The sequence below is a fragment of the Cryptosporangium minutisporangium genome (genome assembly GCF_039536245.1).
Classification (GTDB): Bacteria; Actinomycetota; Actinomycetes; order Mycobacteriales; family Cryptosporangiaceae; genus Cryptosporangium; species Cryptosporangium minutisporangium.
The window spans coordinates 1-22,847 of the sequence record NZ_BAAAYN010000082.1; the positions used below are offsets into that span (position 1 = coordinate 1).

General features: G+C 71.4%; 29 protein-coding genes. 17 read left to right on the forward strand and 12 right to left on the reverse strand.

All coding sequences use genetic code 11. From position 1 onward, the window contains the following. Positions 1-172 precede the first annotated feature (172 nt). The 3 genes from ABEB28_RS40835 (at position 173) to ABEB28_RS40845 (ending at position 1,463) form a co-directional block, all read left to right on the forward strand. Positions 173-430, forward strand: coding sequence for a hypothetical protein (locus ABEB28_RS40835; RefSeq protein WP_345733691.1), 258 nt, complete (start codon positions 173-175; stop codon positions 428-430). Positions 431-539: 109 nt separating this feature from the next. Beyond that, positions 540-737: a hypothetical protein gene (locus tag ABEB28_RS40840; protein WP_345733692.1), complete on the forward strand. Its 198-nt coding sequence runs from the start codon at positions 540-542 to the stop codon at positions 735-737. A 90-nt stretch (positions 738-827) separates the two neighbouring features. Then, entirely contained in the window at positions 828-1,463 is a 636-nt protein-coding gene (locus ABEB28_RS40845; RefSeq protein ID WP_345733693.1) for an FMN-binding negative transcriptional regulator, read from the forward strand. Here the strand turns inward: ABEB28_RS40845 and srmL are convergent. From srmL to ABEB28_RS40875, 6 genes are all read right to left on the reverse strand, one after another. After that, positions 1,448-2,572, reverse strand: coding sequence for a PheS-related mystery ligase SrmL (srmL, locus tag ABEB28_RS40850; protein WP_345733694.1), 1,125 nt, complete (start codon positions 2,570-2,572; stop codon positions 1,448-1,450). The two genes, ABEB28_RS40845 and srmL, sit on opposite strands and share 16 nt — an antisense overlap. A 167-nt stretch (positions 2,573-2,739) precedes the next feature. Then, positions 2,740-3,462 carry a DUF72 domain-containing protein gene (locus ABEB28_RS40855; RefSeq protein ID WP_345733695.1) on the reverse strand — a complete coding sequence of 241 codons (723 nt, stop codon included), beginning with the start codon at positions 3,460-3,462 and terminating at the stop codon, positions 2,740-2,742. 4 nt (positions 3,463-3,466) lie between these two features. Beyond that, positions 3,467-4,105: a hypothetical protein gene (locus ABEB28_RS40860; protein ID WP_345733696.1), complete on the reverse strand. Its 639-nt coding sequence runs from the start codon at positions 4,103-4,105 to the stop codon at positions 3,467-3,469. Between the two features lie 77 nt (positions 4,106-4,182). Further along, on the reverse strand, positions 4,183-5,949 hold the full coding sequence (locus ABEB28_RS40865) for a thiamine pyrophosphate-dependent enzyme (RefSeq protein WP_345733697.1): 1,767 nt from the start codon (positions 5,947-5,949) through the stop codon (positions 4,183-4,185). A gap of 36 nt (positions 5,950-5,985) precedes the next feature. Then, complete coding sequence (locus tag ABEB28_RS40870) at positions 5,986-6,834, reverse strand: siderophore-interacting protein (protein WP_345733698.1); 849 nt, start codon at positions 6,832-6,834, stop codon at positions 5,986-5,988. Further along, a complete protein-coding gene (locus ABEB28_RS40875; RefSeq protein WP_345733699.1) occupies positions 6,831-7,805 on the reverse strand; it encodes an ABC transporter substrate-binding protein in 975 nt (324 codons plus the stop codon). Before ABEB28_RS40875 ends, ABEB28_RS40870 begins: the two co-directional genes overlap by 4 nt. Before the next feature lie 125 nt (positions 7,806-7,930). On the opposite strand from ABEB28_RS40875, the gene ABEB28_RS40880 reads away from it, so the two are divergent. The 7 genes from ABEB28_RS40880 to ABEB28_RS40910 all read left to right on the forward strand — a co-directional run bounded on the left by ABEB28_RS40880 (position 7,931) and on the right by ABEB28_RS40910 (position 13,659). Next, positions 7,931-8,914: a FecCD family ABC transporter permease gene (locus ABEB28_RS40880; RefSeq protein WP_345733700.1), complete on the forward strand. Its 984-nt coding sequence runs from the start codon at positions 7,931-7,933 to the stop codon at positions 8,912-8,914. Then, positions 8,911-10,062 (forward strand): FecCD family ABC transporter permease, encoded by a 1,152-nt coding sequence (locus ABEB28_RS40885; RefSeq protein ID WP_345733701.1) that lies wholly within the window; start codon positions 8,911-8,913, stop codon positions 10,060-10,062. Before ABEB28_RS40880 ends, ABEB28_RS40885 begins: the two co-directional genes overlap by 4 nt. Then, positions 10,055-10,873 carry an ABC transporter ATP-binding protein gene (locus ABEB28_RS40890; RefSeq protein ID WP_376981379.1) on the forward strand — a complete coding sequence of 273 codons (819 nt, stop codon included), beginning with the start codon at positions 10,055-10,057 and terminating at the stop codon, positions 10,871-10,873. The genes ABEB28_RS40885 and ABEB28_RS40890 overlap by 8 nt, the downstream gene beginning before the upstream one ends. A gap of 52 nt (positions 10,874-10,925) precedes the next feature. Continuing rightward, on the forward strand, positions 10,926-11,351 hold the full coding sequence (locus ABEB28_RS40895; protein ID WP_345733702.1) for a YybH family protein: 426 nt from the start codon (positions 10,926-10,928) through the stop codon (positions 11,349-11,351). 75 nt (positions 11,352-11,426) lie between these two features. Continuing rightward, positions 11,427-12,590 carry a serine hydrolase domain-containing protein gene (locus ABEB28_RS40900; RefSeq protein WP_345733703.1) on the forward strand — a complete coding sequence of 388 codons (1,164 nt, stop codon included), beginning with the start codon at positions 11,427-11,429 and terminating at the stop codon, positions 12,588-12,590. 40 nt (positions 12,591-12,630) lie between these two features. After that, the gene (locus ABEB28_RS40905; protein ID WP_345733704.1) at positions 12,631-13,002 is read left to right on the forward strand and encodes a VOC family protein; all 372 of its coding nucleotides are present in this window, start codon (positions 12,631-12,633) and stop codon (positions 13,000-13,002) included. 18 nt (positions 13,003-13,020) lie between these two features. Next, the gene (locus ABEB28_RS40910; RefSeq protein ID WP_345733705.1) at positions 13,021-13,659 is read left to right on the forward strand and encodes an O-methyltransferase; all 639 of its coding nucleotides are present in this window, start codon (positions 13,021-13,023) and stop codon (positions 13,657-13,659) included. Here the strand turns inward: ABEB28_RS40910 and ABEB28_RS40915 are convergent. Next, positions 13,616-14,185 (reverse strand): hypothetical protein, encoded by a 570-nt coding sequence (locus tag ABEB28_RS40915; RefSeq protein ID WP_345733706.1) that lies wholly within the window; start codon positions 14,183-14,185, stop codon positions 13,616-13,618. The genes ABEB28_RS40910 and ABEB28_RS40915 overlap by 44 nt on opposite strands. A 128-nt stretch (positions 14,186-14,313) precedes the next feature. On the opposite strand from ABEB28_RS40915, the gene ABEB28_RS40920 reads away from it, so the two are divergent. The 3 genes from ABEB28_RS40920 to ABEB28_RS40930 all read left to right on the forward strand — a co-directional run bounded on the left by ABEB28_RS40920 (position 14,314) and on the right by ABEB28_RS40930 (position 16,889). Beyond that, positions 14,314-14,664 carry a LexA family protein gene (locus ABEB28_RS40920; protein ID WP_345733707.1) on the forward strand — a complete coding sequence of 117 codons (351 nt, stop codon included), beginning with the start codon at positions 14,314-14,316 and terminating at the stop codon, positions 14,662-14,664. Positions 14,665-14,773: 109 nt separating this feature from the next. Continuing rightward, on the forward strand, positions 14,774-16,303 hold the full coding sequence (locus tag ABEB28_RS40925; protein WP_345733708.1) for a DHA2 family efflux MFS transporter permease subunit: 1,530 nt from the start codon (positions 14,774-14,776) through the stop codon (positions 16,301-16,303). Next, positions 16,287-16,889, forward strand: coding sequence for an acyl-CoA-like ligand-binding transcription factor (locus ABEB28_RS40930; RefSeq protein WP_345733709.1), 603 nt, complete (start codon positions 16,287-16,289; stop codon positions 16,887-16,889). Before ABEB28_RS40925 ends, ABEB28_RS40930 begins: the two co-directional genes overlap by 17 nt. A gap of 14 nt (positions 16,890-16,903) precedes the next feature. Here the strand turns inward: ABEB28_RS40930 and ABEB28_RS40935 are convergent, their stop codons facing one another. Continuing rightward, positions 16,904-17,575 carry a hypothetical protein gene (locus ABEB28_RS40935; RefSeq protein ID WP_345733710.1) on the reverse strand — a complete coding sequence of 224 codons (672 nt, stop codon included), beginning with the start codon at positions 17,573-17,575 and terminating at the stop codon, positions 16,904-16,906. A gap of 134 nt (positions 17,576-17,709) precedes the next feature. On the opposite strand from ABEB28_RS40935, the gene ABEB28_RS40940 reads away from it, so the two are divergent. Further along, positions 17,710-18,015, forward strand: coding sequence for a hypothetical protein (locus ABEB28_RS40940; RefSeq protein ID WP_345733711.1), 306 nt, complete (start codon positions 17,710-17,712; stop codon positions 18,013-18,015). A 19-nt stretch (positions 18,016-18,034) separates the two neighbouring features. Here ABEB28_RS40940 and ABEB28_RS40945 read toward each other — a convergent pair whose 3' ends face one another. The 3 genes from ABEB28_RS40945 to ABEB28_RS40955 all read right to left on the reverse strand — a co-directional run bounded on the left by ABEB28_RS40945 (position 18,035) and on the right by ABEB28_RS40955 (position 18,969). Then, positions 18,035-18,313, reverse strand: coding sequence for a ribbon-helix-helix domain-containing protein (locus tag ABEB28_RS40945; RefSeq protein WP_345733712.1), 279 nt, complete (start codon positions 18,311-18,313; stop codon positions 18,035-18,037). Then, positions 18,310-18,594, reverse strand: coding sequence for a hypothetical protein (locus ABEB28_RS40950; RefSeq protein ID WP_345733713.1), 285 nt, complete (start codon positions 18,592-18,594; stop codon positions 18,310-18,312). The genes ABEB28_RS40945 and ABEB28_RS40950 overlap by 4 nt, the downstream gene beginning before the upstream one ends. Positions 18,595-18,696: 102 nt before the next feature. After that, a complete protein-coding gene (locus ABEB28_RS40955; protein WP_345733714.1) occupies positions 18,697-18,969 on the reverse strand; it encodes a hypothetical protein in 273 nt (90 codons plus the stop codon). Between the two features lie 233 nt (positions 18,970-19,202). Here ABEB28_RS40955 and ABEB28_RS40960 point away from each other — a divergent pair, with 233 nt between their 5' ends. From ABEB28_RS40960 to ABEB28_RS40970, 3 genes are all read left to right on the forward strand, one after another. After that, the gene (locus ABEB28_RS40960; RefSeq protein ID WP_345733715.1) at positions 19,203-19,535 is read left to right on the forward strand and encodes a PadR family transcriptional regulator; all 333 of its coding nucleotides are present in this window, start codon (positions 19,203-19,205) and stop codon (positions 19,533-19,535) included. Continuing rightward, entirely contained in the window at positions 19,532-20,326 is a 795-nt protein-coding gene (locus ABEB28_RS40965; protein WP_345733716.1) for a hypothetical protein, read from the forward strand. Before ABEB28_RS40960 ends, ABEB28_RS40965 begins: the two co-directional genes overlap by 4 nt. 221 nt (positions 20,327-20,547) lie before the next feature. Next, positions 20,548-21,537, forward strand: a complete 990-nt coding sequence (locus tag ABEB28_RS40970) for an LLM class flavin-dependent oxidoreductase (protein WP_345733717.1) — start codon at positions 20,548-20,550, stop codon at positions 21,535-21,537. Here ABEB28_RS40970 and ABEB28_RS40975 read toward each other — a convergent pair. Continuing rightward, a complete protein-coding gene (locus ABEB28_RS40975; RefSeq protein WP_345733718.1) occupies positions 21,534-22,847 on the reverse strand; it encodes a right-handed parallel beta-helix repeat-containing protein in 1,314 nt (437 codons plus the stop codon). The two genes, ABEB28_RS40970 and ABEB28_RS40975, sit on opposite strands and share 4 nt — an antisense overlap.

Here is a 22,847-nt window from a genome sequence, read left to right on the forward strand (position 1 = left end):
CGGACACCGAACCGGGCAAGCCAGGAATTGGCTGCCCGGCCCGGCGATCAGCTGAGCCGGCACTCGGCATTCCGCGGACGCTCAGCCGGACAGAGGTACCAGTACCCCGGGCTCCGACGCCGTTGGCCACCCATTAGGGTCACCGCGTGACTCTGCGGGACGGGACGCCCCGTTGACCAGGGCCGGGGACGCCACCCCCGACCACTGCGGGATCGGCATGCCGGACGGAAGCGACTGTCCGAACCCCGCCGAAGTGAAGCTCGCCGACGGCTCCGGGGCCGCGGCGTGGAGCTGCGCCGAGCATGCGGACGAGGTTCTCGTCAGCGCTCGTGGCGTTTTCATCGCCAGCGACGAGCCGGACGGTCTGACCGCCTTCCTGGCCGCCCGCGGCCGCCAGCCCGACGGCACCCTGAACCCGAGGAGTTCCTGATACGTCAAGTGACCGCTTGGTTGCGGCTCCAACGGGGAATGAGGGGATCAGTTCCTGCGGGCACCAAACCAACCCCCCGTCGGGTGCCCCCACCCCAGGAGGTCGCGAGATGCGTATCGGAAGCATTGTGCTGGTGATCTGGTTGCTGATCGGCGTCATCGCGGCAGCACAACGCGACTACTTCTCCGGCGGAGACGCCACCTGTGCGAAGACGGGCACGGTGATCGTCACGATCATCGCGGGTCCGCTGAACTACTTCGGGCTCAACCCGAAGGTGGACTGCGAGACTCCGCAGCCGTCGAAGTAGTGGGGAACGGCGGGGCCGGCGGTGGCGTAAACCACTGCCGGCCCCGTGCTGTGCGCGGTTAATGTCGGTGGAGCGAGAGGAGCTCCACCGATGTACGTCCCGTCCCACTTCGCGGTACCCGCGGACCGCCAGGCCGAGCTGCTCGGCCGCGGTGGTTTCGCGCACCTGGTGACGCCGACCGCGGAAGGGCTGGTCTCCACGCCGCTCCCCCTGCTCTACGACCCCGGACGCCCTGGACGGGGCGCGTTGCTCGGGCACGTCGCCCGGAACAACCCGCACTGGCGCGACCTACCGGACACCGAGTCGCTGGCGATCGTCACCGGGCCGGACGCGTACGTCTCGCCGGGGTATTACGCGACCAAGCGGGAGCACGGCCGAGTGGTGCCGACGTGGAACTACGAGGTGCTGCACGTCCACGGGCGGCTCGTCGCGCACGACGACGTCGCCTGGCTACGGGACCTGGTCACCCGGCTCACCGATACGCACGAGGCCGGGCGGGCGGCGCCGTGGGGCGTCACCGACGCGCCGGAGCGTTTCATCGACGGCCAGCTCCGGGCCATCGTCGGCCTGGAGCTGGTGATCAGCCGGGTCGAGGCCAAGGCGAAGCTCAGCCAGAATCGGTCGGCCGCCGACCAGGACGGCGTGCTCGCCGGGCTGGCCGCGTCCGGGCTGCCCGGCGAGGCCGCGGTGGCCGCCGCGATGCGAGCCGTTCACCCGGGTGGCTGACCGGCCCACTCGTGATGCGGGCCGCGGTGCACCGCGGTGTAGACGGCGTCCCGGAGCCGGTTCGCCTGCTCGTCGGTGAGCGCACCGGTCAACGGCCGCAGGACGAGACGCAGCAACGCGTTGACCTGACCCGGGCGGAGTCCCAGCCGACGCCGCGCTGCGACCGGTAGCTCGTCGTAGCCGGTGACCGCGAGGATCGAGACCGACTCGAGCTGCTCGGCGTCCGGCCCCAGCGCCGCCCGCACGGCGTCACCGACCAGCTCGGCGTCCGGAGCCGCGTCGAGGACGACCGACACGTCGCGGCGGATCGGTGGTTGCCGGGACACCGGCCGCCAGGGCGCCAGATCCCGCATCTGCGTCGCGACCCGGGGATCACCGGAGCGGAGCAGGCGGATGTCGTCGACGCCCTTCCGGAGCATGAGCGCCCGGTCCAGGCCCATGCCGAGCGCCAGCCCGTTCCACCGGCTCGGTGCCAGCCCGGCACATTCGAGCACGGCCGGCGCGATCAGCCCGCACTCGGCCAGCTCGACCCACCCGGCCGGTGTCTCGACGTCGACCTGCCGACCGTCGACGGTGTACGGATGGGTGGCCGGCACCAGCCGGTAGCGCGCGCCGGGCAGCACCGCCTCGACGACGCGGGCCACCATCTCTTCCAGGTCGGAGCCGCGCTGGGGCCGGGTCGTCACCCGCCACAGGTCGACCTGGTGCGGCGCGCCGACGTGCAGCCGGTCGATCGTGTCCCGGCGGTAACAGAGTCCTGGCAGCGCCACCAGGACGTCGGGGCTCGGTGCCGCGGCGAGTGCGCGGAGCGCGGGCGGAATACCGGCGGTCGTGTGGCTGCGCAGCATCACGGTCTCGGCGACGTACCGGCTGTACCGGGCGTCCCGGGTGACCGCGTCGGCGGCGTAGCCCAGCCGGTCGTAGTTGTCCTCGACGGACACCAGCGGGCGGCGTCGCTGGACGTCGAGTGCGCACTCCCAGGCGGCGGTCAGCGCGGAGAGCACGTCGTCCAGCAACAGCTGCATGGCGTGCGGCCCGGAGGACGGATCGGACAGGTCACGCAGCCGCAGGGCAGCCGCGAGCTCGGGGATCGAAAGCAGAGTGGGCACGAGCGTTTCCTCGTCGACGTCGGGGTGGGAACGGGTCTCTCCCCCGGCGGTCGACGCCCGCGCTACCGGCCGATCACGGCGCCCGCGCGGCTGAACGACAGCCGGGGGCGGCGAAAGGAGGCCGGTGAGATCCGCATACCCCCACGGTAAAACCGTCGGCGAGCGAATTAACCGCCGACGAACGCGCGCAGCGTCTCGGCGTTGCGCACCGCGTGGCCGTGGCCGTCGTTGTTGAAGTACGCGTACACCTCGTGCCCCGACCCGGCCCACTCGCGGAGCCGCTCCGCCCACCAGCGAAGGTCGTCGTCGGAGTACGACCCGGCGTAGAGGTGCTCGGTGTCCGGGCCGTGGAAGCGCACGTAGACGAAGGGCGCGGTGGCGCGCAGGATGCACGGCAGCTTCGCGCCGCTCATCACGCAGTACGCAGCTCCGTGCCGCTCCAGCAGCCCGAACACCGCCTCGTCGTGCCAGCTCGGGTGACGCAGCTCGACCGCGACCGGCAGCCAGGACGGCAGGCAGCCGAGGAAGTAGTCCAGCCGGGCGTCGTCGCGTTGATGGGCGGGATGAGTCTGCACGAGCAGGACCCCGCGCTTGTCCCCCAGCTCGTGCCAGCAGGCCGCGATCCGCTCGATCCACACCTCCGGCTCGAAGAGCCGTTTGGCGTGGGTCAGACCACGCGGCGCCTTCACGGTCAGGCGGAAGCCCTCCGGGAGGCGCTGCCGCCAGCCGGCGAACGTCGCGGTCTTCGGCCACCGGTAGAAACTCGCGTTCAGCTCGACGGTGGAGAACCGCTGGACGTAGTGGGCGAGCCGATCGCGGGGCGGCGTACCCGGTGGGTACAGCACGTTCTCCCAGTGGTCGTAGCTCCAGCCCGAGGTTCCGATGTGCACGTCTCTAACCTGCCCAGACGGGCGCCTCCGCTACCGCCCGAGGCGCCGCGAACGAGTCCGGTAGCCCGTTCACGTAGCGGGCGGCGGCCAGCGCGGCGACAACGAGGACGACGAGGCTCGCCATCGCGACCGTGACCCCGACGGCAACCCCGCGCAGCCGTCGCGGTCGAACCCCGTCTGCCGCGGGCACCCGCCAGAACGCCAGAACGACCAGGGCGACGCCGAGCGCGAGCACACCGGCGGCGACGCCCCGGTGCTGGTCGACGGTCTGCGGCTGCGGGATGAACCAGGCCTCCTCGTATCCGCTCCGGTACTGCTCGGCCCGGTAGCGCCCGACCCCGACCAGGAAGACCTGGATCGGGAGCAGCCCCCACGCGATCGGACGCACGGCCGCGATCCGTCCCCGCCACGCACCGGCCGCGAGGACGGTGAGCGCCACGGCGAGCAGCAGCGAGACCAGGCCGAGGGCACCGGCGACGTCGAGGCTCTCGCTGTACTCGGACACGTCCTGCCACGATTGCTGCGCGTGGGCACTCAGCACCCGGTCGCGGCGCCACACCGCCTCGTCCGCGTACCACCGCACGGCGTAGAGGTGAGCCACGGCGGCCAGCGCCAGCGGAACGGAGACGAGGTAGCGACGCATCGCACCAGGTCAGCACCCGCCCGCAGACGTCGCCACGATCTGTCGGCTAACCGTCTGCGGGCCGGCCGCTACCGGGCTCAACGACCGAGCTGGGACAGCTTGTCCTTGAACAGCGTCGTGGCGGTGGCGACCTTGTTCGGCTGGCCCTTGAGCCACGACTCGGCGAACTTCTTCGCCTGCTCGTACCCGACCTTGCCGGGCAGCGGCGGCTCGTTCGGGTTGACGTCGATGTCGACCAGCGCCGGTCCGTCGAACGCCAGCGCCTCGGCGAGCGCACTCCGGACGTCGCCGGGCTCGGTGACCTTGCGGCCGTATCCACCGCAGGCCTCCGCCCAGGCCGCGAAGTTGCCCTCCGGCATCGGGTACCGGACGCCGTGCTCCGGGTAGCCGAGCACCATCTGCTCCCAGAGGATCTGGCCGAGCGAGTTGTTGTTGTTGATCACGACCTTCACCGGCAGGCGGTGCTGCACCGCGGTGAGGAACTCGGCCATCAGCATCGCGAACCCGCCGTCGCCGAGGTACGCGATGATCTGACGCTCCGGGTAGGCCAGTTGCAACGCGTTGGCGTAGGGCAGGCCGGGAGCCATCGTCGCCAGGTTGCCCGACAGGTAGAAGCCCCGGTCGCCGCGGATCGTCCAGTGGCGGGCCGCCCAGGTCGCGATCGTGCCGGAGTCGCACGTGAGGATCGCGTCGTCGGTGGCGAGCTCGGACAGGACACCGACCGGGTACTGCGGAGCGATCGGCGCCCGGTCCGGGTTCTCCAGCGCGGCCATGTCGTCGCGCCAGGAGCGCATCTTGTCCTGGTACTTCCGCAGATGGGAACGGTCGTCCCGACGCTGCACCAGCGGAAGCAACGCGGCCAGCGCCTCGCGCGAGTCCCCGATCATCGGCACCTCGGTCGGCAGCCGGGCACCGGCCCGCACCGGATCGGCCTCGATCTGCACCACCCGGACCTTGCCCGGCGTCGGCAGGTGCTGGGTGTACGGGAAGTTGGTCCCGACCATCAGCAGCGTGTCGCAGTCCTCGGCCAGCTCCTCGCCGGGTTTCGTGCCGAGTAGCCCGATGCCGCCGACCGCGAACTCGGAGTCGTCCGGGATCACCGCCTTGCCCGGCAGCGTCTTGATCACCGGCGCGCCCCATGCATCGGCCAGCGCCAGCACCTCGGCGCGGGCGTGCAGCGCGCCGGCACCGGCCAGGATCGCCGGCCGCTCGGCCGCGTTGAGCACCTCGGCCGCGGCGCGCAGGTCCTCGTCGCGCGGACGCCCGGGCGCCGGGAGGTAGATCGGGGCCGTCGCCGGCGGGTTGGCGGGCGCGACGTGCTGGTACGGGTCGGCGTCCGCGTCGGCGACCTGTACGTCGTTGGGGAACGTCAGGTGCGCGACTCCGCGGCGGGCGTAGGCGGTCCGGATCGCGTAGTCGACGACGCCCGGCAGCTGAGCCGGGTTGGACACCACCAGGTTGTACTCGGCGACGTCCTGGAAGACGTGCTCGAGCGCGACCTCCTGCTGGTAGCCGCTGCCGAGCACGCTGGTCTCCTGCAGACCGGTGATCGCCAGGACCGGCGCGTGGTCGAGCTTGGCGTCGTAGAGACCGTTGAGCAGGTGGATCCCGCCGGGGCCGGACGTCGCCAGGCACACGCCGATCTTTCCGGTCGCCTTGGCGTAGGCGGTGGCCATGAACGCGGCGGCCTCCTCGTGGTGCACGAGGACGAACCGCACCCGATCGGAGTGGCGACGTAGACCCTCCATGATCCCGTTGATGCCGTCGCCGGGCAGGCCGTAGACGGTGTCCACGCCCCACTCGGCGAGCCGTTCGATGAGTGTCTCCGCTGCGATCCGTCCCATGCCCAGTGGATTGGACGCTGGGCACGGGACGAAACCTCAGTGGTCGCGGCCCAGGAGATGGGCCACGGCGTGCCTGGCTCGCTCACCCAGTGACTCCGGCGCGTCCTGGGCGGCGCCACGGCGCCAGTAACCGGAGATGTCACTCTGGTCCTTGCCCAGCCCGTGCGCCCGAGCCCACCGCCGGACCGGCTTCAGGCACCCGGCCTCCCCCGCCGCCCACAGGTAGGTGTGGGTGTCGGAGGGCAGCGTGACCGACTCGACGTACCGGCCCAGCAGATCGGTGCTCCCGGCCGGAGCACCGTTCCGGTGCAGCCACGTCAGCTGCGCCCCGTCGTGGCACTCGATCGGCTGCTCCTCGTCCGCGTCGGCCACCTCGATGGCGGCCACGGCACGTGTCGACGGCGCCAGCTCGGACAGCCACCGCGCGATGGCCGGCAGCGCCGTCTCGTCCCCCAGCAGGACGTGGAACCCGAACGCGGGCGGAACCACCCGGCCGGGCCGTGGCCCGGCCACCCAGATCGAGCTGCCGAGCGGGGCGGTCCGCGCCCAGGTGGCGGCGAGCCCGACGTCGTGCAGAACGACGTCCAGGTCGATCTCGCCGGCAGCCCGGTCGTAGCGGCGGACCGAGCAGTCCCGGACCGGCGGCATCGGGTCCGGCCAGTCGAGGTGGTCACCGTCCTGCGTCGGTGGCCGGGTGACGCCGGTGTCCCGATCGGGAAAGACCAGCTTGACGTGCTCGTCGGCGAGGTGGCTCTCGAAACCCGCCATTCCCGGGCCGCCGAGGGTCAGCCGCAGCATCCGTGGGGTGATCGGAGTGCGCTTCCGCAGCTCCAGCTCGCGGATTTTGATGTCGAAGCTCGCCCAGGTCGCCCTCGGTAAGGTCACGACGTGTAGTCCTTGGCCGCGGCCTCGAGATCGCGCGCCTGAGCCAGACTGGCCTCGAACGTGTAGATGGTTCCGCTGGTCAGCGGATACACGTGTCCCTTCTGGGCAGCAGGCAGCCGCTCGAACGCCGGCTCGTCGAGGACCTTCTGCACGCTGTTCAGCGGCTTCCCGCTCAGGTCGGTGTCGTAGAAGATGATGTCCTGGTCGGCCAGGTCGGGGATGTTCTCGAAAGCGAGGTCGGCGACGTAGCGCTCGGGGTTCGCGGTGTACTTCGGGTTGTATCCGAAGCCGGCCGCGTCGATCCGCTGGTAGGTCAGCGACTTGCTGGTGTCGACCGAGATCGCGGCACCGTCGAAGGATCCGAGCGCGGTGACCTTCCGCGAACCGATCTTGCTGCCGTACCTGTCGGCGACCTTCGTCAGCGCGGCGTCCAGACGGCTCTTCTGCTCGGAGAAGTCGGCGGAGACGCCGGCCAGATCCGCGATCCTCTCGTAGTTGGCCCACACGTCGGTCGGTTCCGCGATCTTGAGGATCACCGTCGGCGCGACCTGCGACAACTCCTTGTAGTCGATGGTCAGACCGCCGTTGTCCATACCGAGGATCAGGTCGGGCTTCACCGCGATGACCTTCTCGATGTCGACGCCCTCGAAGTTGCCGACCGTCGGCACCTCGGAGACCGTCGCGTACACCTCGGGACCGAGTTCGTCCTCGAGGAATTCGTCCTGCAGCGCGCCGACCGGGACCACGCCGATGTCGGCGAGTTCGGAGCCGGTGCGCCAGAGCGCGACGATGCGCTTGGGCTTGGTGGGAACGCCGGTCACGGTTCCGGTGAACGTGTCCTCCACGGTCCGCGTCGTGGCGGCCGACGGCTCGCCGTCGGTGTCCGCGCTGTCGTCGCCACCGCAGCCGGTCAGTGCCAGCGCGAGCGCGGTGCCGACGGCAGCCAGCGTCGAGAGACGGGTGTTTCGCATTCGTCTGTCCTCGGGTGGGGTGCCGCTGCGATACGGGCGGCAAGGTGAGGCTAACCTAAGTCACTGTGTCGGAAGTTCGTCAAGTGGCTCCTGGGGTTCGTCCTCCGGGCACTGGTGCACGCCGGATGCGCTGGGCGGCGCTCGTTCTCGTCGCGGCGGTGATCGCCTCGGTGCTGCTCAGCCTCGTCGTCGGTAGCCGCAGCATCGGCGTCGGCGAGGTGCTCCGCGCCGTGCTCTCCGACTCCGACAGCGACAACGCGACCGTGATCCGCAGTCAGCGGGTGCCGCGGACGATCCTCGGGGTGATGGCCGGCGCCGCCCTCGGGATGGCCGGCGCGTTGATGCAGGGCCACACCCGGAACCCGCTGGCTGATCCGGGGCTGTTCGGGGTGAGCGCCGGAGCGTCGTTCGGTGTCGCGGTGCTGGTGTTCGGACTGGGTGTCGAGGAGCCCGGCGCGCAGGCGACCGCGGCCCTGGTCGGTGCCGCTGCGGCGACGGTCGCGGTGTTCCTGGTGGGCTTACGCGGCCTGCACAGCGGAGCGCTGGTGATGCTCGCCGTGGTCGGCACCACGCTGTCCGCGTTGCTCGTCGCGCTGACGATGGCGATGATCCTGCTCGATCGGCGGACTCTCAACGTGCTGCGGTTCTTCGAGGTGGGGTCGATCGCCAACCGGGAAGACCAGGTGTTGCTGACGGTGGCGCCGCTGCTCGCGGTGGGTGCGGTACTCGCGCTGGTCAACGGCTTCGCGTTGAACCAGCTCGGGCTCGGCGTCGAGATCGCGCGGGTCCTGGGTGCGCGGGTACGCACCGCGCGCGTGCTGGGCATCCTGGCGATCACGCTGCTCATCGGCCCCGCCACCGCGCTGTGCGGACCGATCGTCTTCGTCGGGCTGGTCGCGCCGCACGCCGCGCGCCGGATCACCGGGCACGACTACCGCTGGCTGATACCGCTCGCCGGTCTGATCGGCGCGATGCTACTACTCGTCGCCGACGTGGTCGGGCGGGTGTGCGCGCCGCCGGGCGAACTGGAGGCCGGGATCGTGATGGCCGCGATCGGCGCTCCGGTCCTGATCGGCCTGACCCGGCGGCGCCGGGTGATGGCACTGTGAGCGTCGCGTCCCGCAACGTCGCGGGCGCCACCCGCGGCTCCCACGGCTTCCGCGGTTCCCACGGAGACGGCGACCCGGCGGCAGCGGGCCGGAAGCGCGCGACCGGACGGCGCGGGATCCGGATCGGGCCGGTCGGGATCCGCTTTCGCCCGCGCGCGGTGCTCGTCGCGCTCGTACTGCTGGCGTCGTGGACCGCGGTCGGCGCGATCGGGATGTTCACCGGCACCCTCGACTTCCCGCACGAGCGGGTCTGGGCGACGCTCCTCGGTGAGGGATCCCGGATCGAGAACCTCGTCCTGCTCGACGGACGCTTGGCCCGGGTCGCGCTGGGAGCACTCGTCGGCTTGCTGCTCGGCATCTCCGGCGCGCTCACCCAGACGCTGACCCGGAATCCGATCGCCAGCCCCGACATCCTCGGCGTCACCGCAGGCGCAGGCCTGTTCGCGGTCGTCGTCGTCGCCCATCCGGCGGCACTGTCGGAGGTCGGCATCCCGGCACGCGTCGGCTTGCCCACGGCCGCCGTGGTCGGAGCCGCGGCGACGACCGGACTGATCCTGGCGCTCTCCTGGCGCGCGGGATTCGACGGCTTCCGGCTGGTGCTCGTCGGCCTCGGCGTCAACGCGACCGCCATCGCCGGAACATCCTGGCTGCTCACCCGGGCGACGCTGGAGGAAGCCGCGATCGCCCAACGGTGGCTGACCGGCTCGCTGGACGGCGCCGAACCGGCCGACCTGTGGATCGCCGCACCGTTCGCCGTGCTCGGGATGGTGGCCTGCGTGCGGCAGGCGTCCTCGCTCCACGCGATCCGGCTCGGGCGGGAACTCGCCGCCGGACTGGGTGCGCGCCCGCCGGTGGTGGAGGCGTCGGCGCTCGCCGTCGCCGTGGTGCTGGCTGCGGCCGCCACCGCGGTCGCCGGCCCGATCGGATTCGTCGCGTTCGTCGCGCCGCAGGCCGCGATGCGGTTGTTCGGCACCGCGGGGCCTCCGCCGCTGGCAGCCGGGCTGACCGGCGCCCTGCTGGTCACCGCCGCCGACCTGACCGCCCAGCGCCTCCCGGTCGAGGTGCCGGTCGGCGTCGTCACCGCGGTGATCGGCGCGCCCGCACTGTTGCTGTTGTTGGCCCGGTACGCGAGGAGACTGAGTGGCTGAGGAACGGCGGGTGTCGAATTCCGTGCACCTGGCGGCGACCGGGATCGGCGCCGCCTACGGCGCCGCGCCGGTGCTGCACGACGTCGACGTGACGATTCCCCGCGGCCGGGTGACGACGATCATCGGACCGAACGGCTGCGGTAAGTCGACGCTGCTGCGGGTGCTCGCACGGCTGCTGACCCCGACGTCCGGCACGGTCCTTCTGGACGAGAAGCCGATCACCGACCTGCGGGCCAGGGAGCTCGCGACGCGGCTGGCGATGCTGCCGCAGAACCCGGTCGCACCGGAAGGCATGACCGTGGCCGACCTGGCGGCGCGCGGCCGGGCGCCCCACCAGCCCTGGTACCGGCAGTGGTCCCCGGACGACGACGCGATCGCCGCGGACGCGATGGCCGCGACCGGTGTCCTCGACCTCGCCGATCGCCCGCTCGACGAACTCTCCGGCGGGCAGCGGCAGCGCGCCTGGATCGCGCTCAGCCTGGCGCAGCAGACCGACGTCCTGCTGCTGGACGAGCCCACCACCCACCTCGACCTGGCGCACGCCGTGGAGGTGCTGGAGCTGGTCACCCGGCTGCGCGATCAGACCGGCCGGACGTTCGTGCTGGTGCTGCACGATCTGAGTCTCGCCGCTCGCTACAGCGACCAGCTCGTGGTGCTGCGGGGCGGTCGGGTGCACACGACCGGAGCGCCGGCCGACGTGGTGACCCCGGAGCTGCTGCGCGACGTGTTCGGCCTGGCCGCGCACGTCTTCCCGGATCCGGTCGACGGGTTGCCGACCGTGGTGCCTGCCCGCGCCACCGCGGCTCCGTGAGGTCCCGTTCGGACCTTGACCTCAAGCGAAGTTCAGCTTTTACCGTGCTGCCATGACGCTCACCGCACCACCCCGCCTGACCCACCCGCTCGACCCGGAGGACGAGGCGGCGCTCCGCCGGATCGTCCGTGACGTGGAAGACGGCTTCAACCGCAACGACCCCGCGCTGCTCTCCGCCCACATCGCCGAGGACGCCGTCATCGGTACCGCCCGCGGCACGTGGGCGACCGGGCGCGCGGCGATCGACGAGGCCAACCAGGCCGTCCTCACCGGCTTCCTGCGCGACGCGACCGCGTACTACGAGTTCTCCGACGCCGTCGCGCTCGCGCCCGACGTCGCGGTGGCGCAGAAGCGCGCCTGGTCGACCCGCGACGCGGCCGACGCCGGCGAGCCGCCGGAGATGATCGCGCTCTACGTCTTCGTCCGGCGCGACGGCCGCTGGTGGATCGCGCGCAGGCAGAACACGCTCGTCGCCTGAGGACGGGCGGGAAAGCCCGGTCCGGACCCCTTCCGTCGAGCGACAATCCTGGTGTCCCGACGGAAGGAGCCCGCCATGACCGAGCGGCAGCTGAGGTCGGTCGCCGATCTCGGGTTGTTCACCGGGGCACCGCAGCACGACCACTTCGCCCGCATGCACGAGCTGGTTCCGACCAGCACGATGGCGGCCGCGGCGGAGCCGTCCGAATGGCCACACGGTGACCCGGTGGAACTGCCCGAGGCGTTCGACTTCGACGGGCGCGAGCGACCGACGTCCCCGTTCCTCGTCGAGACGGACACCGCGGCGCTGCTGGTGCTGGCGGACGGCGTCGTCCGACACGAGACCTACCGGCTGACCGGCGGGCCGGACGTCCGGTGGCTGTCGATGTCGGTGGCGAAGAGCTTCGTCTCCGCGCTGGTCGGGATCGCGGTGGCCGAGGGCCACATCACCGGCGTGGACGAAGCGATCAGCACGTACGTCCCGGTGCAGCCGGCGTCGGCCTACGACGGCGTCTCCATCCGGGACGTGCTGCGGATGTCCTCGGGCGCGCGGTGGAACGAGGACTACAGCGACCCCACGTCGGACGTGTTCGTGCTCAACGCCGCCGTGGTTGGCGTCGGCACGCTCGACGAGTTCGTCGCGTCGATGGCGCGGGAGCACGCACCGGGCACGCTCTGCCGGTACAACTCCGGGGACACGCAGGTGCTGGGTGCGCTGGTGGCGCGGGCGACCGGGCGCTCGCTCACCGACTACATGCGGGAGAAGCTGGTCGAGCCGCTCGGCATGGGCACCGGCCACTGGCTCGTGGACGGCGCCGGGACCGAGGTCGCGTACGGCGGGCTCAACCTCACCGCGCGTGACTACGCCACGCTCGGCGAGCTCTACCGGTACGGCGGCCGGTGGCGCGGCAGGCAGATCGTCCCGGCGGCGTGGGTGACCGACTCGACCACCGTCGCGGCACCGCACCTCGCGCCGGGGCAGCCCGTGATCAGCGGGGAACGGGTCGGCCTCGGCTACGGCTACCAGTGGTGGCTGCCCGACGGCGACCGCGGCGAGTTCGCCGCGATCGGCGTCTACAACCAGTTCGTCCACGTCGATCCGGTGAGCCGGACGACGATCGTGAAGCTCTCGGCCAACCGCGCGTACGGCACCTCGACCGCGGAGGCGACCAACCGCGAGATGGAGACCCTGGCCTTCCTCCGCGCAGTCGCCCGCCACGTCGGACGCCACGTCGCCTGACCGCCCACGGGCTGTCGTACCCCCGCTCTACGGTCGTCACATGGACTGGAAAATCGAACTCATCCCCGTCCCGGTAACCGACGTCGACCGCGCGAAGGCGTTCTACGAGAAGCTGGGCTTATCCGCCGATCACGACCACGAGGTGCACGAAGGGCTGCGGTTCGTCCAGCTGACGCCGCCCGGGTCGGCCTGCTCGATCATGGTCGGCAACGGCATCACCGAGAAGACGCCCGGCACGCAGGAGATCCAGGTGGTGGTCGCCGACGCCGGGGCCGCGCGGGCCCAGCTGCTCGACGCCGGCGTCGACGCGAGCGACGTCGACGTGCAGCCGTGGGGCAACTTCGTCCACTTCCGCGACCCGGACGGCAACAGTTGGGCGCTGCAGGCGATCCCGTCGCGTCCCAACGGCTGATCGGCGAAGGGGAACGCGATGGACGACGCTCTCCGCGCCACGCTGGCCGACCTCTACGCCGACGGTGGCCGGCACGACGGGGCGGAGGCCGATCGACGGCGTCGGCGGCGCAACCTGGAGCCGGAGACCGCGGAGCTGCTGGCGATGATCCTGCGCGCCGCCGCCGCCCAACGCGTCGTGGAGATCGGCACCGCCAACGGGTACTCGACGATCTGGCTCGCCGACGCCGCCCGCGACACCGGCGGCCGCGTGACCACCGTGGACGTGGAGGAGTGGCCCGGCCTCGGCGCGAACCTCGAGCGGGCAGGTGTCCGGGACGTCATCGACGTCCACCGTGCCGACGGCGGCGCGTACCTGGCCAGCGTGCCCGACGGCAGCGTGGATCTGCTGTTCCTCGATGCCGAACGCGTCGAGTACCCGGGATGGTGGCCGCATCCGGCTCGGGTGGTCCGATCGGGCGGGTTGCTCGCCGTCGACAACGTTCTGTCCCACCCCGACGAGGTCGCCGAGTTCCTCGCGCTGGTCGACGCCGAGGCCTGGTTCGATCGCACGACCGTCCGCGTGGGCAAGGGGTTGACCCTGGCCTGGCGACGCCCGGCCGGAGCGCCGGGCGCTACTTCGGCACCGTCACCGCACGGAAGACGATCGTCTCGCTGAACGACGCGCCGTCCACCTGATACGCGTAGCAACCCGGTCCGCTGACCGTCGTCGTCGCCGGCAGATCGTTGTCGCGCGCCGGCAGCTCGGCGGAGAACCCGTCCGGGCCCGGGGTGCCGCGGTAGGAGAACCGGGCGCTGGCGGTGCCCGGACCGTCGATCCGGTCGGCGCGCAACACCACCGGCCCTTCGTAGCCGACGCCGACCCAGCGGACCTTCTTCACGTACGAGCCGTCGGGCTGCCGGTCGTCGGGGCGGAGTTCGAGCGTGGCGCCGTTCCGGAAGTAGTGGGCGACCGGATGGAGCGGCCCGTCGCCGAGCACGACCGACGCGTCGTCGGACGGCCCCCGCCGCGGCGTCGCCGTCGGGCACGCCTCGCCGGTCCCGACGCTCGGCAGGGCCAGCGGCCGCGGCGAGAACGGCGCCGTCGGCGCAGCGCCCGGCGAGTCCGGCGCCTCCGCGTCGTCGCACCCCGCCACGCTCAGCGTGAGCACGGCGAGCAGCGCCGCCCGCGTCCGGAATCGCATTCCCCGACTATCGACCCCGGCGGCAACACCGTCCAGGCTCGACGGTGCCACCGACGCGACCCGGTGGGAACACTCCTCTCCGCGGACGCTTCGTACATGTGATCGAGAAAATGTCGTAGGGTGCTGCTATGGCACCTCCCGAGCCGACCGGACGTCGGCGCGAGCACCTCGAGGACGCCCTCACCCTCCCCATCAGCCTGGTGAGCCACGGCGATTTCTTCACGCTCCGTGTCCGCGGTGACTCGATGATCGAGGCGGCGATCTGCGACGGGGACCTCGTCGTCGTGCGGAAGCAACCCACCGCCGACCACGGCGACATCGTCGCCGCGGCGCTCGACGGCGAGACCATCGTGCAGGTCCTCGAGGTGACCGACGGTCACGTCCGGCTGGCGCCGCGCAACCCGCATTACGCGCCGGTCGACGCCGACCACGCCACGATCCTCGGCCGAGTCGTCAGCATCCTCCGCCGGCTCCCCTGAACCCCGCTGACCGTCGGCGCCGCCCGAGCCGCGCCGTCGGTGCTTGACGTCTCGTAGAAAGTGGTGGTTACCTCCATTCGGTAGAGACAACCGAAAGGTGGTAGCCGCCATGTCAACCTCGGCAGCGCGGTGGTGGGCCCTGGCCGCCGTCAACCTCGGCGTCCTCGTCGTGGGATTGGACGGGACGGTGCTGTCGGTCGCGCTCCCGACCCTCGCCGGCGCCCTCGATGCCACCCAGTCCGACCTGGTCTGGTTCTCCTCCGGCTACCTGCTGGTGATCGCCGCGGCGGTCCTGCCGGTCGGTGTGCTCGGTGACCGGTTCGGCCGCAAGAAGGTCATGCTGGTGTCGCTCGTCGGCTTCGCCATCGGCTCGGTGATCTGCGCTTACGCGTCCTCGGTCGGCGTGTTCCTCGCCGGGCGGGTCGTGCAGGGGCTGGCGGGCGCCGGCATCACGGTGATGGCGCTCTCCGCCCTGGTCGTCCTGTTCCCTGAGACAGAACGGGCGAAGGCGGTCGGGGTCTACCAGGCAGCGAACTTCGTCGCGCTGCCGCTGGGCCCGCTCCTCGGCGGCTGGATGCTCGCGCACTTCTGGTGGGGCTGGGTGTTCCTCGTCAACGTGCCGATCGTCCTCGTCGCGCTCGGCGTCGGGTACCTGCTGATCCCGGAGTCGAAGGCGGACGAGCGACCGGGCCTCGACCCGGTCGGCACGGTCGCGTCCGCGCTGGGGCTGGTACTGGCCATCGGCGGCCTCATCCGGGCCGGCCAGCACGGGTGGTCCGACGCCGGTGCGCTCGCGCTGCTCGGTAGCGGTGTGGTGGCGCTGCTGGGGTTCGTCGCCTGGGAACGCCACGGCGCCAGGCGTCCGCTCATTCCCCCGGCGTTACTGCGATCGCCGACGTTCCTCCGCGGCTCGGCGCTCGTCGCCGTCGCCGGGCTCGCGATGATCGGCGCGCTCTTCACGCTCCCGCAGTTCTTCCAGGACGTGCAGGGCGTCGACACCCTCGGCTCCGGTCTGCGGCTGCTCCCGCTCATCGCGGGAACGGTGCTCGGTGCGGGCGTCGCCGACCTGCTCGTGCGCCGAACCGGTGCGCGGGCGACGGTCACGACCGGCTTCCTCGTGCTGGCCGCCGGCCTTCTTCTCGGCGTGACCACGGACGTCGGCTCGGGAGACGTGGTGGTCGGGGCGTGGACCGCCCTTCTGGGTGCCGGCACCGGCCTGGTCCTCGCCGCGTCCACGTCCGCCGCGCTGTCCGGTCTGGACGCCGAACGCAGTGGGGTGGGATCAGCGGTGGTCCAGGCGTTCAACAAGACCAGCGGTCCGTTCGGGACGGCGATCACCGGCAGTGTGCTCGTCGCCGCCTACCAGCACCGGGTCGACGCCGCGGACGTTCCCCCGGACGTGGCCGCGACCGCGCGGCGCGGCCTGGCCGACGGTCTCGACGTCGCGGCGCGGACCGGCTCCGACGCGGCGCGCGATGCCGTGCTCGCTGCCTTCGTGGGAGGATTCCGGACGTCCCTGCTGGTCTCCGCGGCCGTCGCGGTGGCGGGCGCGATCGCCGCGGCGGTGGTGCTCCCGGGCAGGCACACGACCGACGATCCGCCGTCGCGGAGGGACCACACGGATGTCGTCCACGGCTGAGCGCCCGACGCTGGGCCTGCGGGAACGCAAGAAAGCTCGCACTCGCGCGTCCATCCAGGCGCACGCGCTGCGCCTCTTCCGCGCGCAGGGGTACCAGGCCACCACCGTGGAGCAGATCATCACCGCTGCCGAGGTGTCGGAGACGACGTTCTTCCGGTACTTCCCCACCAAGGAGGACGTCGTCCTGCAGGACGACTTCGATCCGGTGATCGTCGCGACGCTGCTGGAGCAGCCGCCCGAGTTGTCACCGGTGCAGGCGATCCGACGCGTGCTCCGCGCGCACTTCGCGTCGCTCGCTCCGGAGCAGGCGGAGGAGATGCTCCAGCGGCTGACGCTCGTCGTCGCGGAGCCCGCCCTACGTGCCGCGATGCTCGACCAGAACACGCGGACGATGCGCCTGATCGCGGACGGGCTCGCCGAGCGCGCCGGTAGGCCTCCCACCGATCTGGCGGTCCGCGCGGTGGCCGGCGCGGTCATCGGCGTGCTGATGGCCGCACTCGAGGCGTGGGTCGACGACCCGGCCGGCGACCTTCCCGCAATCGTCGACGCCGCCCTCGGCCACCTGGAGCGTGGCCTGACGCTCTGAGGAGCCGGTCCGGCTCAGCGAGCCCGCCGCGCCGTGACCGCGCCCAGCGCCAAGCCGCCGGAGAGCAGGTAGAGCAGCGGGTCCAGCTCGACGGCGTCGGTGATCGTGAACGTTTCCCAGCCGGACGGGCTCGGCAGCCCGAAGCCGCTGTCGGTGAGCGCGGTGAACAACCAGACCGGCGCGGACGCCGGGTGCGGAGCGTCGGCCCCGGAGAGGACCACCGTCACGATCACCGCGAGGTCGGCGAGCACGACGGCACCCAGCACGCCGACCGACCAGGCGCGTGCCCGGCGGCCGGCGGCGACCAGCCGATCGACGGCGACGAGCAGCCCGGCGAGTCCGCCGAAGAACACCAGGTACGCCGGCCCGTGCGTGGTCAGCTTCGACGACGAGTGCAGCAGCGCGTACTGCGCGACGCCGAGCAGGAGCGGCGGCGCGGTGACGCAGAACACCAGCGCGGAAAGCCCCGCGTCCGGCAGCGTCCACCAGCGGCCGAGCCGCGCCAGCACGGCGGCGCCCCCGACGCCGAGCAGCGTCAGCACCGGGTACTGCAGCGGCTCCGGAAGCGGCAGAGATGCCAGGACGACGAGGCCCACCGCGAACAGCAGGACGGCGGTCAGCGGTCCCAGTAACGCCAGCCGGACGACCCGGCCCGAATTCTCGCCCACTACCCCGGTGATCGCCACGACGCCGGAGTGTATCGACGCCCGGCGACAGGTTTGCGGCCATGCCGATGTGCGAGGCTTCTCCACGTCTAGACCGGAGTGCGGCGGTGGTGTGACGATCGTCGGACGGGACGTCCACTGCGAGGGAGCTCCAGATGAACGATCAGAACAGCCGTGCCGCAGAGGACTCCGCAGCAAGGGAAGGCCTGCTTGCAGAAGACACTGCCGGTGCGCAGAGCGCGGTCACTCGCAACACGAGCGATGTCGCCGCCGAAGGAGCGAAAGAAGCCGAACGGAAGGCCGCTCAGCAACGCACCAGGGACCGCACTGCGGAGCTACGCGTGAAGGCAGAGCGACACGCGATCGATGCGTCCACCTGCGCCGACCAGGGTGACTCCGAAGGCGCCCAGGCGCACGCTCTCGCGTCGATCGCCCTGCATCTGATGCTCTCCCGCCCGTAGCTCCCGGTGGGGCGACGCGCTAGTCGGCGCGGAGCGCCGGGGCGGGGAGGGGTGCACCGTCGAGCGCTGGGCTGTTCTGTGCCCGGAGAGGTGCGGTCGCGGAGTTGATGAGTTCGCGGAGGACTTCGCTGGGTCTCATCCCGCGTCGGTCGGCTTCCGCGGTCAGCGCGGCGGACACGTCCGGCTCCAACTGCACCGTGTGAGTGACACGGGCGGACCGCTGCTCGCGGTCGACGATCGCGCTTGACCAGTCGTCGCTGGTCAACGCCTCCTCGATGTCCGCGTCGTGGGTGCTCATCGGTTGCTCCCCTCGTCGAGCAGACGTGCGATGCCTGCGGCTTCTTGGTCGTGGAGCTCGCGCGCGGTGACGATCTGGAAGGCGTTGTCGGAGGCTTCGTCCTCGATCAGTATGACGAGTAGCCAGCGGCCGTCGCGGTCTTGTCCGGCTACCCGGAGAACGGCGCCGATCGGCTGTCGGAGTCTCGGCGGGATGTGTAAGACGTCCAAGACCGAGCGCCAGGTGATCCCGGCTTGGCGGAGCCGCTCGTACGCGGCCTCGTCGAAGCTATATGTCTCCATCGCGCGGAAACGTACACGATTGTAATCAGCACGCTGCGAGCGCATCCGGATGCACAGAGCGACGGGGCCCTGCTCCGATGTCTCGACTGCCGGCCCACGTCGCTACTCCGGTGCGATGACACCCCCGAGGGTGCTGCCGCCGCGGCCGTCGTGGCGCAGCGGGTCGAGGAGCTCGATGCTGCGCAGGATGTTGCCGTCGTCGTCCTCGAGGTCGATGTGCATCAGCCACATCTTGTCGTCGTCGGGACTCATGCCTTCGGGGAACTTGACCCACATGCCGCTGTCCGTCGGCATCCCGCTCTTGCGGCGGCGGCCGATCTCGTAGAACTCGCCGTCGTCGCCCTGCAGCTTCGCGACGATCCAGTGGTCAGCCATCGCTGTTCCCTTCTCGGCCGCCGCGCTCCTGCCGAATGGCGCGGGCGATCAGCGCCGAGCCGTCCTCGGTCAGACGTGGCCGCTGTCCGTGCGGAACAGGACCGTAGTCGTTGTGGCCCGCTGACGGTACAGAACTCGAACGCGTCGGCCCGCGTCCGGAACGGGCTGGGCGCCTTCACCGCCACGGCGTGTTCGGGTTCCGGTGGGGCGATGACCCTATATAGAGTACGAGCATGCCCCTTCGGATGACCCTGCAGACGCAACTCGTGCTGCGTGATCTCCTCGCCGAACCCGACGCGGAGCGCTACGGCCTGGCGGTGGTCGACGGCACCGGCCTGCCGCCGGGCACGATCTACCCGATCCTCACCCGGTTGGAGACTGCGGGCTGGGTGACCAGCCGGTGGGAAGACGTCGATCCCCGGGCCGAAGGGCGCCCGCGCCGGCGTTTCTACCGCCTCACCGCCGACGGCGCACGGCAGGCACGCACCGCGCTCGCTCAGGTCGAGGAGCGTCGGCGGCGGCCGGGCCGGGCATCGGTGGTGCGCAGTGCGGGGGCCGAGGCGTGAGCGCCTCCGAGTCGACGTTGCGGATTCTGCTCGCGGTTGCGGCTCGGCTCCTGCCGCGTGCGGCGCGTGCCCGGTGGCGCGAGGAGGCCCTCGCTGATCTGCTGGCGACGTCCGGCCGGCGACGCTGGTGGTTCGCCGCTGACGTCGTCCTGAAGGTGCCGGTGCTCGCGGTCGCGCACCGGGCCGCCGGTGGGTGGAGGCCGTGGGCAGGCATGCTGGCCGGGACCGGGCTGGTGGCGGCGGTCGTGACGATCGTCGGCGCGTTGGTGTCGGCGTCGGTGATCGGGGAGGACACGGCCGAGTTCTGGTTCCTGTTCGCGCCGTGCGGGATGCTGCCCGCCGTCGCGCTCAGTGCGTTCGATCGCGCTCGGCGACGCGGCGGAGGCGCTGCGCGGTGGCTGGCCGCTACGGCGGTCACGGTGGGCGCGGGCACCGGGCCGATCCCGGCCGGGCTGGTCGGCCTGGCCACGACCGGATGGTCCACCGCCGGGTTCACGCTCGTCCTGATGACGGCGAGTGTCCCCGGCGGGTGGCTGGTCCTCACCAGCGTCCGTTCGTTCCGGGCCCGGAACAGCCCGATCGGCCTCGCGGTCCTCGGTGGCGTGGCCGGCGGGTCGTCGCTGGCCGTCATCGCCGGGGTCTGGGCCGACGAGATGCTGTCGGGCTTCGGCGCGATCCTCGGGCTCCCCTCGGTGCTGGGGCTGGTGCTGTTCGTCCCGTCCATGCTCGTGTGGGGGCTCTGGGCCGGTATCCGCTTGCTGCGGGGTGACCTCGTCGTCCTCACCGCCTGACCCCGGAGCGACCGCGGCGACGGCGGCCGGTCCGGATTCGCTGTACGGGTGCTCGCGAGTGTGACGATCCGCTGAATTCGGAGGCGAGCGGGTATTACCGGCGGACTCGGCGGTGTTGCGTCTGCAGTAGGCCAGTGCTGCACCGCAGCCCGCCGGGAGTGGGCTGTGTGCGTCACCGGTGCATCGATGACTGATCTGCGCACACCGGAGGTATCGCATTCATGGGCGTCCCGATTTCTATCCTCGACCTCGCTCCGGTGAGCCCGAATGAGTCACCCACCAGCGCGATCGCCGGGAGCGTCGCGCTGGCCCAGGCCGCGGAGGAGCACGGCTACCAGCGGGTCTGGTATGCCGAGCACCACAACATGCCCAGCATCATGTCCTCGGCGACCAGCGTCCTGATCGCCCACGTCGGCGCGCAGACGTCCCGGATCCGGCTCGGCGCCGGCGGCGTCATGCTGCCCAACCACGCCCCGCTGACGATCGCCGAGCAGTTCGGCACGCTCGCCGCGATGTACCCGGACCGCATCGACCTGGGTCTCGGCCGCGCCCCCGGCTCCGACCAGAACACGATGTACGCGCTGCGGCGCGACCCGCAATCGGCCGAGACGTTCCCGCAGGACGTCCAGGAGCTGCAGGGCTACCTCACCGGGCACTCGCTGGTGCAGGGCGTCAACGCCTACCCGGGCAAGGGCACGAACGTGCCGCTCTACCTCTTGGGCTCGTCGCTGTTCGGCGCGCAGCTCGCCGCCGCGCTCGGACTGCCCTACGCGTTCGCGTCGCACTTCGCGCCGCAGGCGTTGACGCAGGCCGTCGCCGTCTACCGGGAGAAGTTCCGCCCCTCCGAGCAGCTCGCCGAGCCGTACGTGATCGCCGGCGTCAACGTGCTGGCGGCCGACACCGACCAGGAGGCCCGCGAGCAACTGGAAGCCACCCGCCGGCTGCGCGCCCGTGCCCTCTTCGGCCGGGGACGGAACCTGACCGACGCGGAGACCGACGAGTTGCTCGCCTCCGGTGTGGCGCACCACGTCGACCAGATGCTGACCTACTCCGCGGTCGGTACGCCCGGCGACGTCCAGACCTACCTGGAGGGCTTCCGGAAGGAAGCCGACGCCGACGAGCTGATCACCGCGCACCAGTCCCCGGACACCGAGGGACGTCTCCGCTCGGTCGCGTTGCTCGCCGAGGCGATGGAGCAGGTCCCCGCTTAAGAGGTCGGTGACGCCGAGGGGCGGACCGCGCCGAACTCGTACGCCCCGAGGTCCGGCCCGGCGCCGACCGGCCGGGCGGCGCCGGTGAGGTCGAACGCCGGTGCCCGCCCCGGCGTCGCCGCGTCGATCGCCGGCGAGCTCTCCTTCAGCCGGACGTCCCCGGCGGCGAGGTCGACGAACTCCGGATCCGACGTGAGGTTGTTGCTCATCGTGATTCCGGGGACGTCGTACAGCGGATTGCCGTAGATGATGTTGTTCGTCGCGACGGACTTGGTCACCGAGCCGGTGTTGAGGCGGATCGCGGCTCGGCCGTTCCGGTAGATCGTGTTGTTGTAGATCGCGACGTCGGAGTAGGTGCCGACCCAGAAGTCGATGCCGCCACCCGGGTTGCCGTGCAGCAGGTTGTTGAAGATCCGGACGTTCCGGGCACTGCCGCCGGACTCGACCGCGAGCCCGATGCCGGACTTGGTCGGGCCTTTCGCGTCGTACACGTCGTTGTTGAACACCTGGACGTCGCTCGCACCGTCGACGTAGATGTTCGGTCCGTTGTTCGCGTAGACCCGGTTGCCCTGGATCGTCCCGTTGGTGGTGTCGTTCTTGACGTCGATTCCTTCTTCGTAGTTCTCGTGAACGACGTTGCCCTGGATCCGGAAGTTCGTCGCCTGGTACAGCGTGATGCCCTCGTTGGCGGCGCGCTCGATGTCGCCGTCCTCAGCGGCCGCGTTGTTGTGGTGCACGCGGTTGCCGGTGAGGGTCAGATCCGCGCCGTCGCCGATCAGGATGCCGCCGTCCTGGGAGTGGGAGACCTCGCTGCCCTCCACCACGACGTGGCTCGCGTGCCCGGCGTAGATGCCGTGCCGGGCCGACCGGGTCACGGTGAGACCGGAGATCCGGACGTACTGCTGCCGGTCGAGCGTGATCAGCCCGCGGGTCTCCGACGAACTCTCCGGTAATTCGCCCCCGCCGTCGAGGACCACCTTCTCCCCCGGCTTCGCGGCGATCGTCAGGTACGCCCCGGGCCGGCCGCTCCGCGTGAGGTGCACGACCTCGCGGTACGTGCCGCCGGCGATGCGGACGGTGTCGCCCGGTCCGGCCGCGTCGACCGCGGCCTGGATCGACGTGTACTCACCCTCCGGGCCGACGGTCAGCGTGTTCTCGTCACCGTGGTCGGTGATCGGCGTCGTACGCCGGCCACCGTCGTCGTCCGAACCGGTCGTGAGGGTGACACCGGCGATGACGGCGATCGCGACGAGAACGGCCGCGACCGCCCACCCGACCCGTCGACTCCGGCCTGAACGAGTCTCTGCCAT

Coding starts and splice junctions, on each gene's coding strand:
- ABEB28_RS40845 (WP_345733693.1), top strand. CDS start 828: ATGTACGTCCCGTCCCACTTCGCGGTACCCGCGGACCGCCAGGCCGAG.
- ABEB28_RS40840 (WP_345733692.1), top strand. CDS start 540: ATGCGTATCGGAAGCATTGTGCTGGTGATCTGGTTGCTGATCGGCGTC.
- ABEB28_RS40960 (WP_345733715.1), top strand. CDS start 19,203: ATGCCCCTTCGGATGACCCTGCAGACGCAACTCGTGCTGCGTGATCTC.
- ABEB28_RS40860 (WP_345733696.1), bottom strand. CDS start 4,105: ATGCGTCGCTACCTCGTCTCCGTTCCGCTGGCGCTGGCCGCCGTGGCT.
- ABEB28_RS40920 (WP_345733707.1), top strand. CDS start 14,314: ATGGCACCTCCCGAGCCGACCGGACGTCGGCGCGAGCACCTCGAGGAC.
- ABEB28_RS40925 (WP_345733708.1), top strand. CDS start 14,774: ATGTCAACCTCGGCAGCGCGGTGGTGGGCCCTGGCCGCCGTCAACCTC.
- ABEB28_RS40975 (WP_345733718.1), bottom strand. CDS start 22,847: ATGGCAGAGACTCGTTCAGGCCGGAGTCGACGGGTCGGGTGGGCGGTC.
- ABEB28_RS40900 (WP_345733703.1), top strand. CDS start 11,427: ATGACCGAGCGGCAGCTGAGGTCGGTCGCCGATCTCGGGTTGTTCACC.
- ABEB28_RS40945 (WP_345733712.1), bottom strand. CDS start 18,313: ATGAGCACCCACGACGCGGACATCGAGGAGGCGTTGACCAGCGACGAC.
- ABEB28_RS40905 (WP_345733704.1), top strand. CDS start 12,631: ATGGACTGGAAAATCGAACTCATCCCCGTCCCGGTAACCGACGTCGAC.
- ABEB28_RS40955 (WP_345733714.1), bottom strand. CDS start 18,969: ATGGCTGACCACTGGATCGTCGCGAAGCTGCAGGGCGACGACGGCGAG.
- ABEB28_RS40875 (WP_345733699.1), bottom strand. CDS start 7,805: ATGCGAAACACCCGTCTCTCGACGCTGGCTGCCGTCGGCACCGCGCTC.
- ABEB28_RS40915 (WP_345733706.1), bottom strand. CDS start 14,185: ATGCGATTCCGGACGCGGGCGGCGCTGCTCGCCGTGCTCACGCTGAGC.
- ABEB28_RS40950 (WP_345733713.1), bottom strand. CDS start 18,594: ATGGAGACATATAGCTTCGACGAGGCCGCGTACGAGCGGCTCCGCCAA.
- ABEB28_RS40970 (WP_345733717.1), top strand. CDS start 20,548: ATGGGCGTCCCGATTTCTATCCTCGACCTCGCTCCGGTGAGCCCGAAT.
- ABEB28_RS40940 (WP_345733711.1), top strand. CDS start 17,710: ATGAACGATCAGAACAGCCGTGCCGCAGAGGACTCCGCAGCAAGGGAA.
- ABEB28_RS40895 (WP_345733702.1), top strand. CDS start 10,926: ATGACGCTCACCGCACCACCCCGCCTGACCCACCCGCTCGACCCGGAG.
- ABEB28_RS40910 (WP_345733705.1), top strand. CDS start 13,021: ATGGACGACGCTCTCCGCGCCACGCTGGCCGACCTCTACGCCGACGGT.
- ABEB28_RS40930 (WP_345733709.1), top strand. CDS start 16,287: ATGTCGTCCACGGCTGAGCGCCCGACGCTGGGCCTGCGGGAACGCAAG.
- ABEB28_RS40865 (WP_345733697.1), bottom strand. CDS start 5,949: ATGGGACGGATCGCAGCGGAGACACTCATCGAACGGCTCGCCGAGTGG.
- ABEB28_RS40880 (WP_345733700.1), top strand. CDS start 7,931: ATGCGCTGGGCGGCGCTCGTTCTCGTCGCGGCGGTGATCGCCTCGGTG.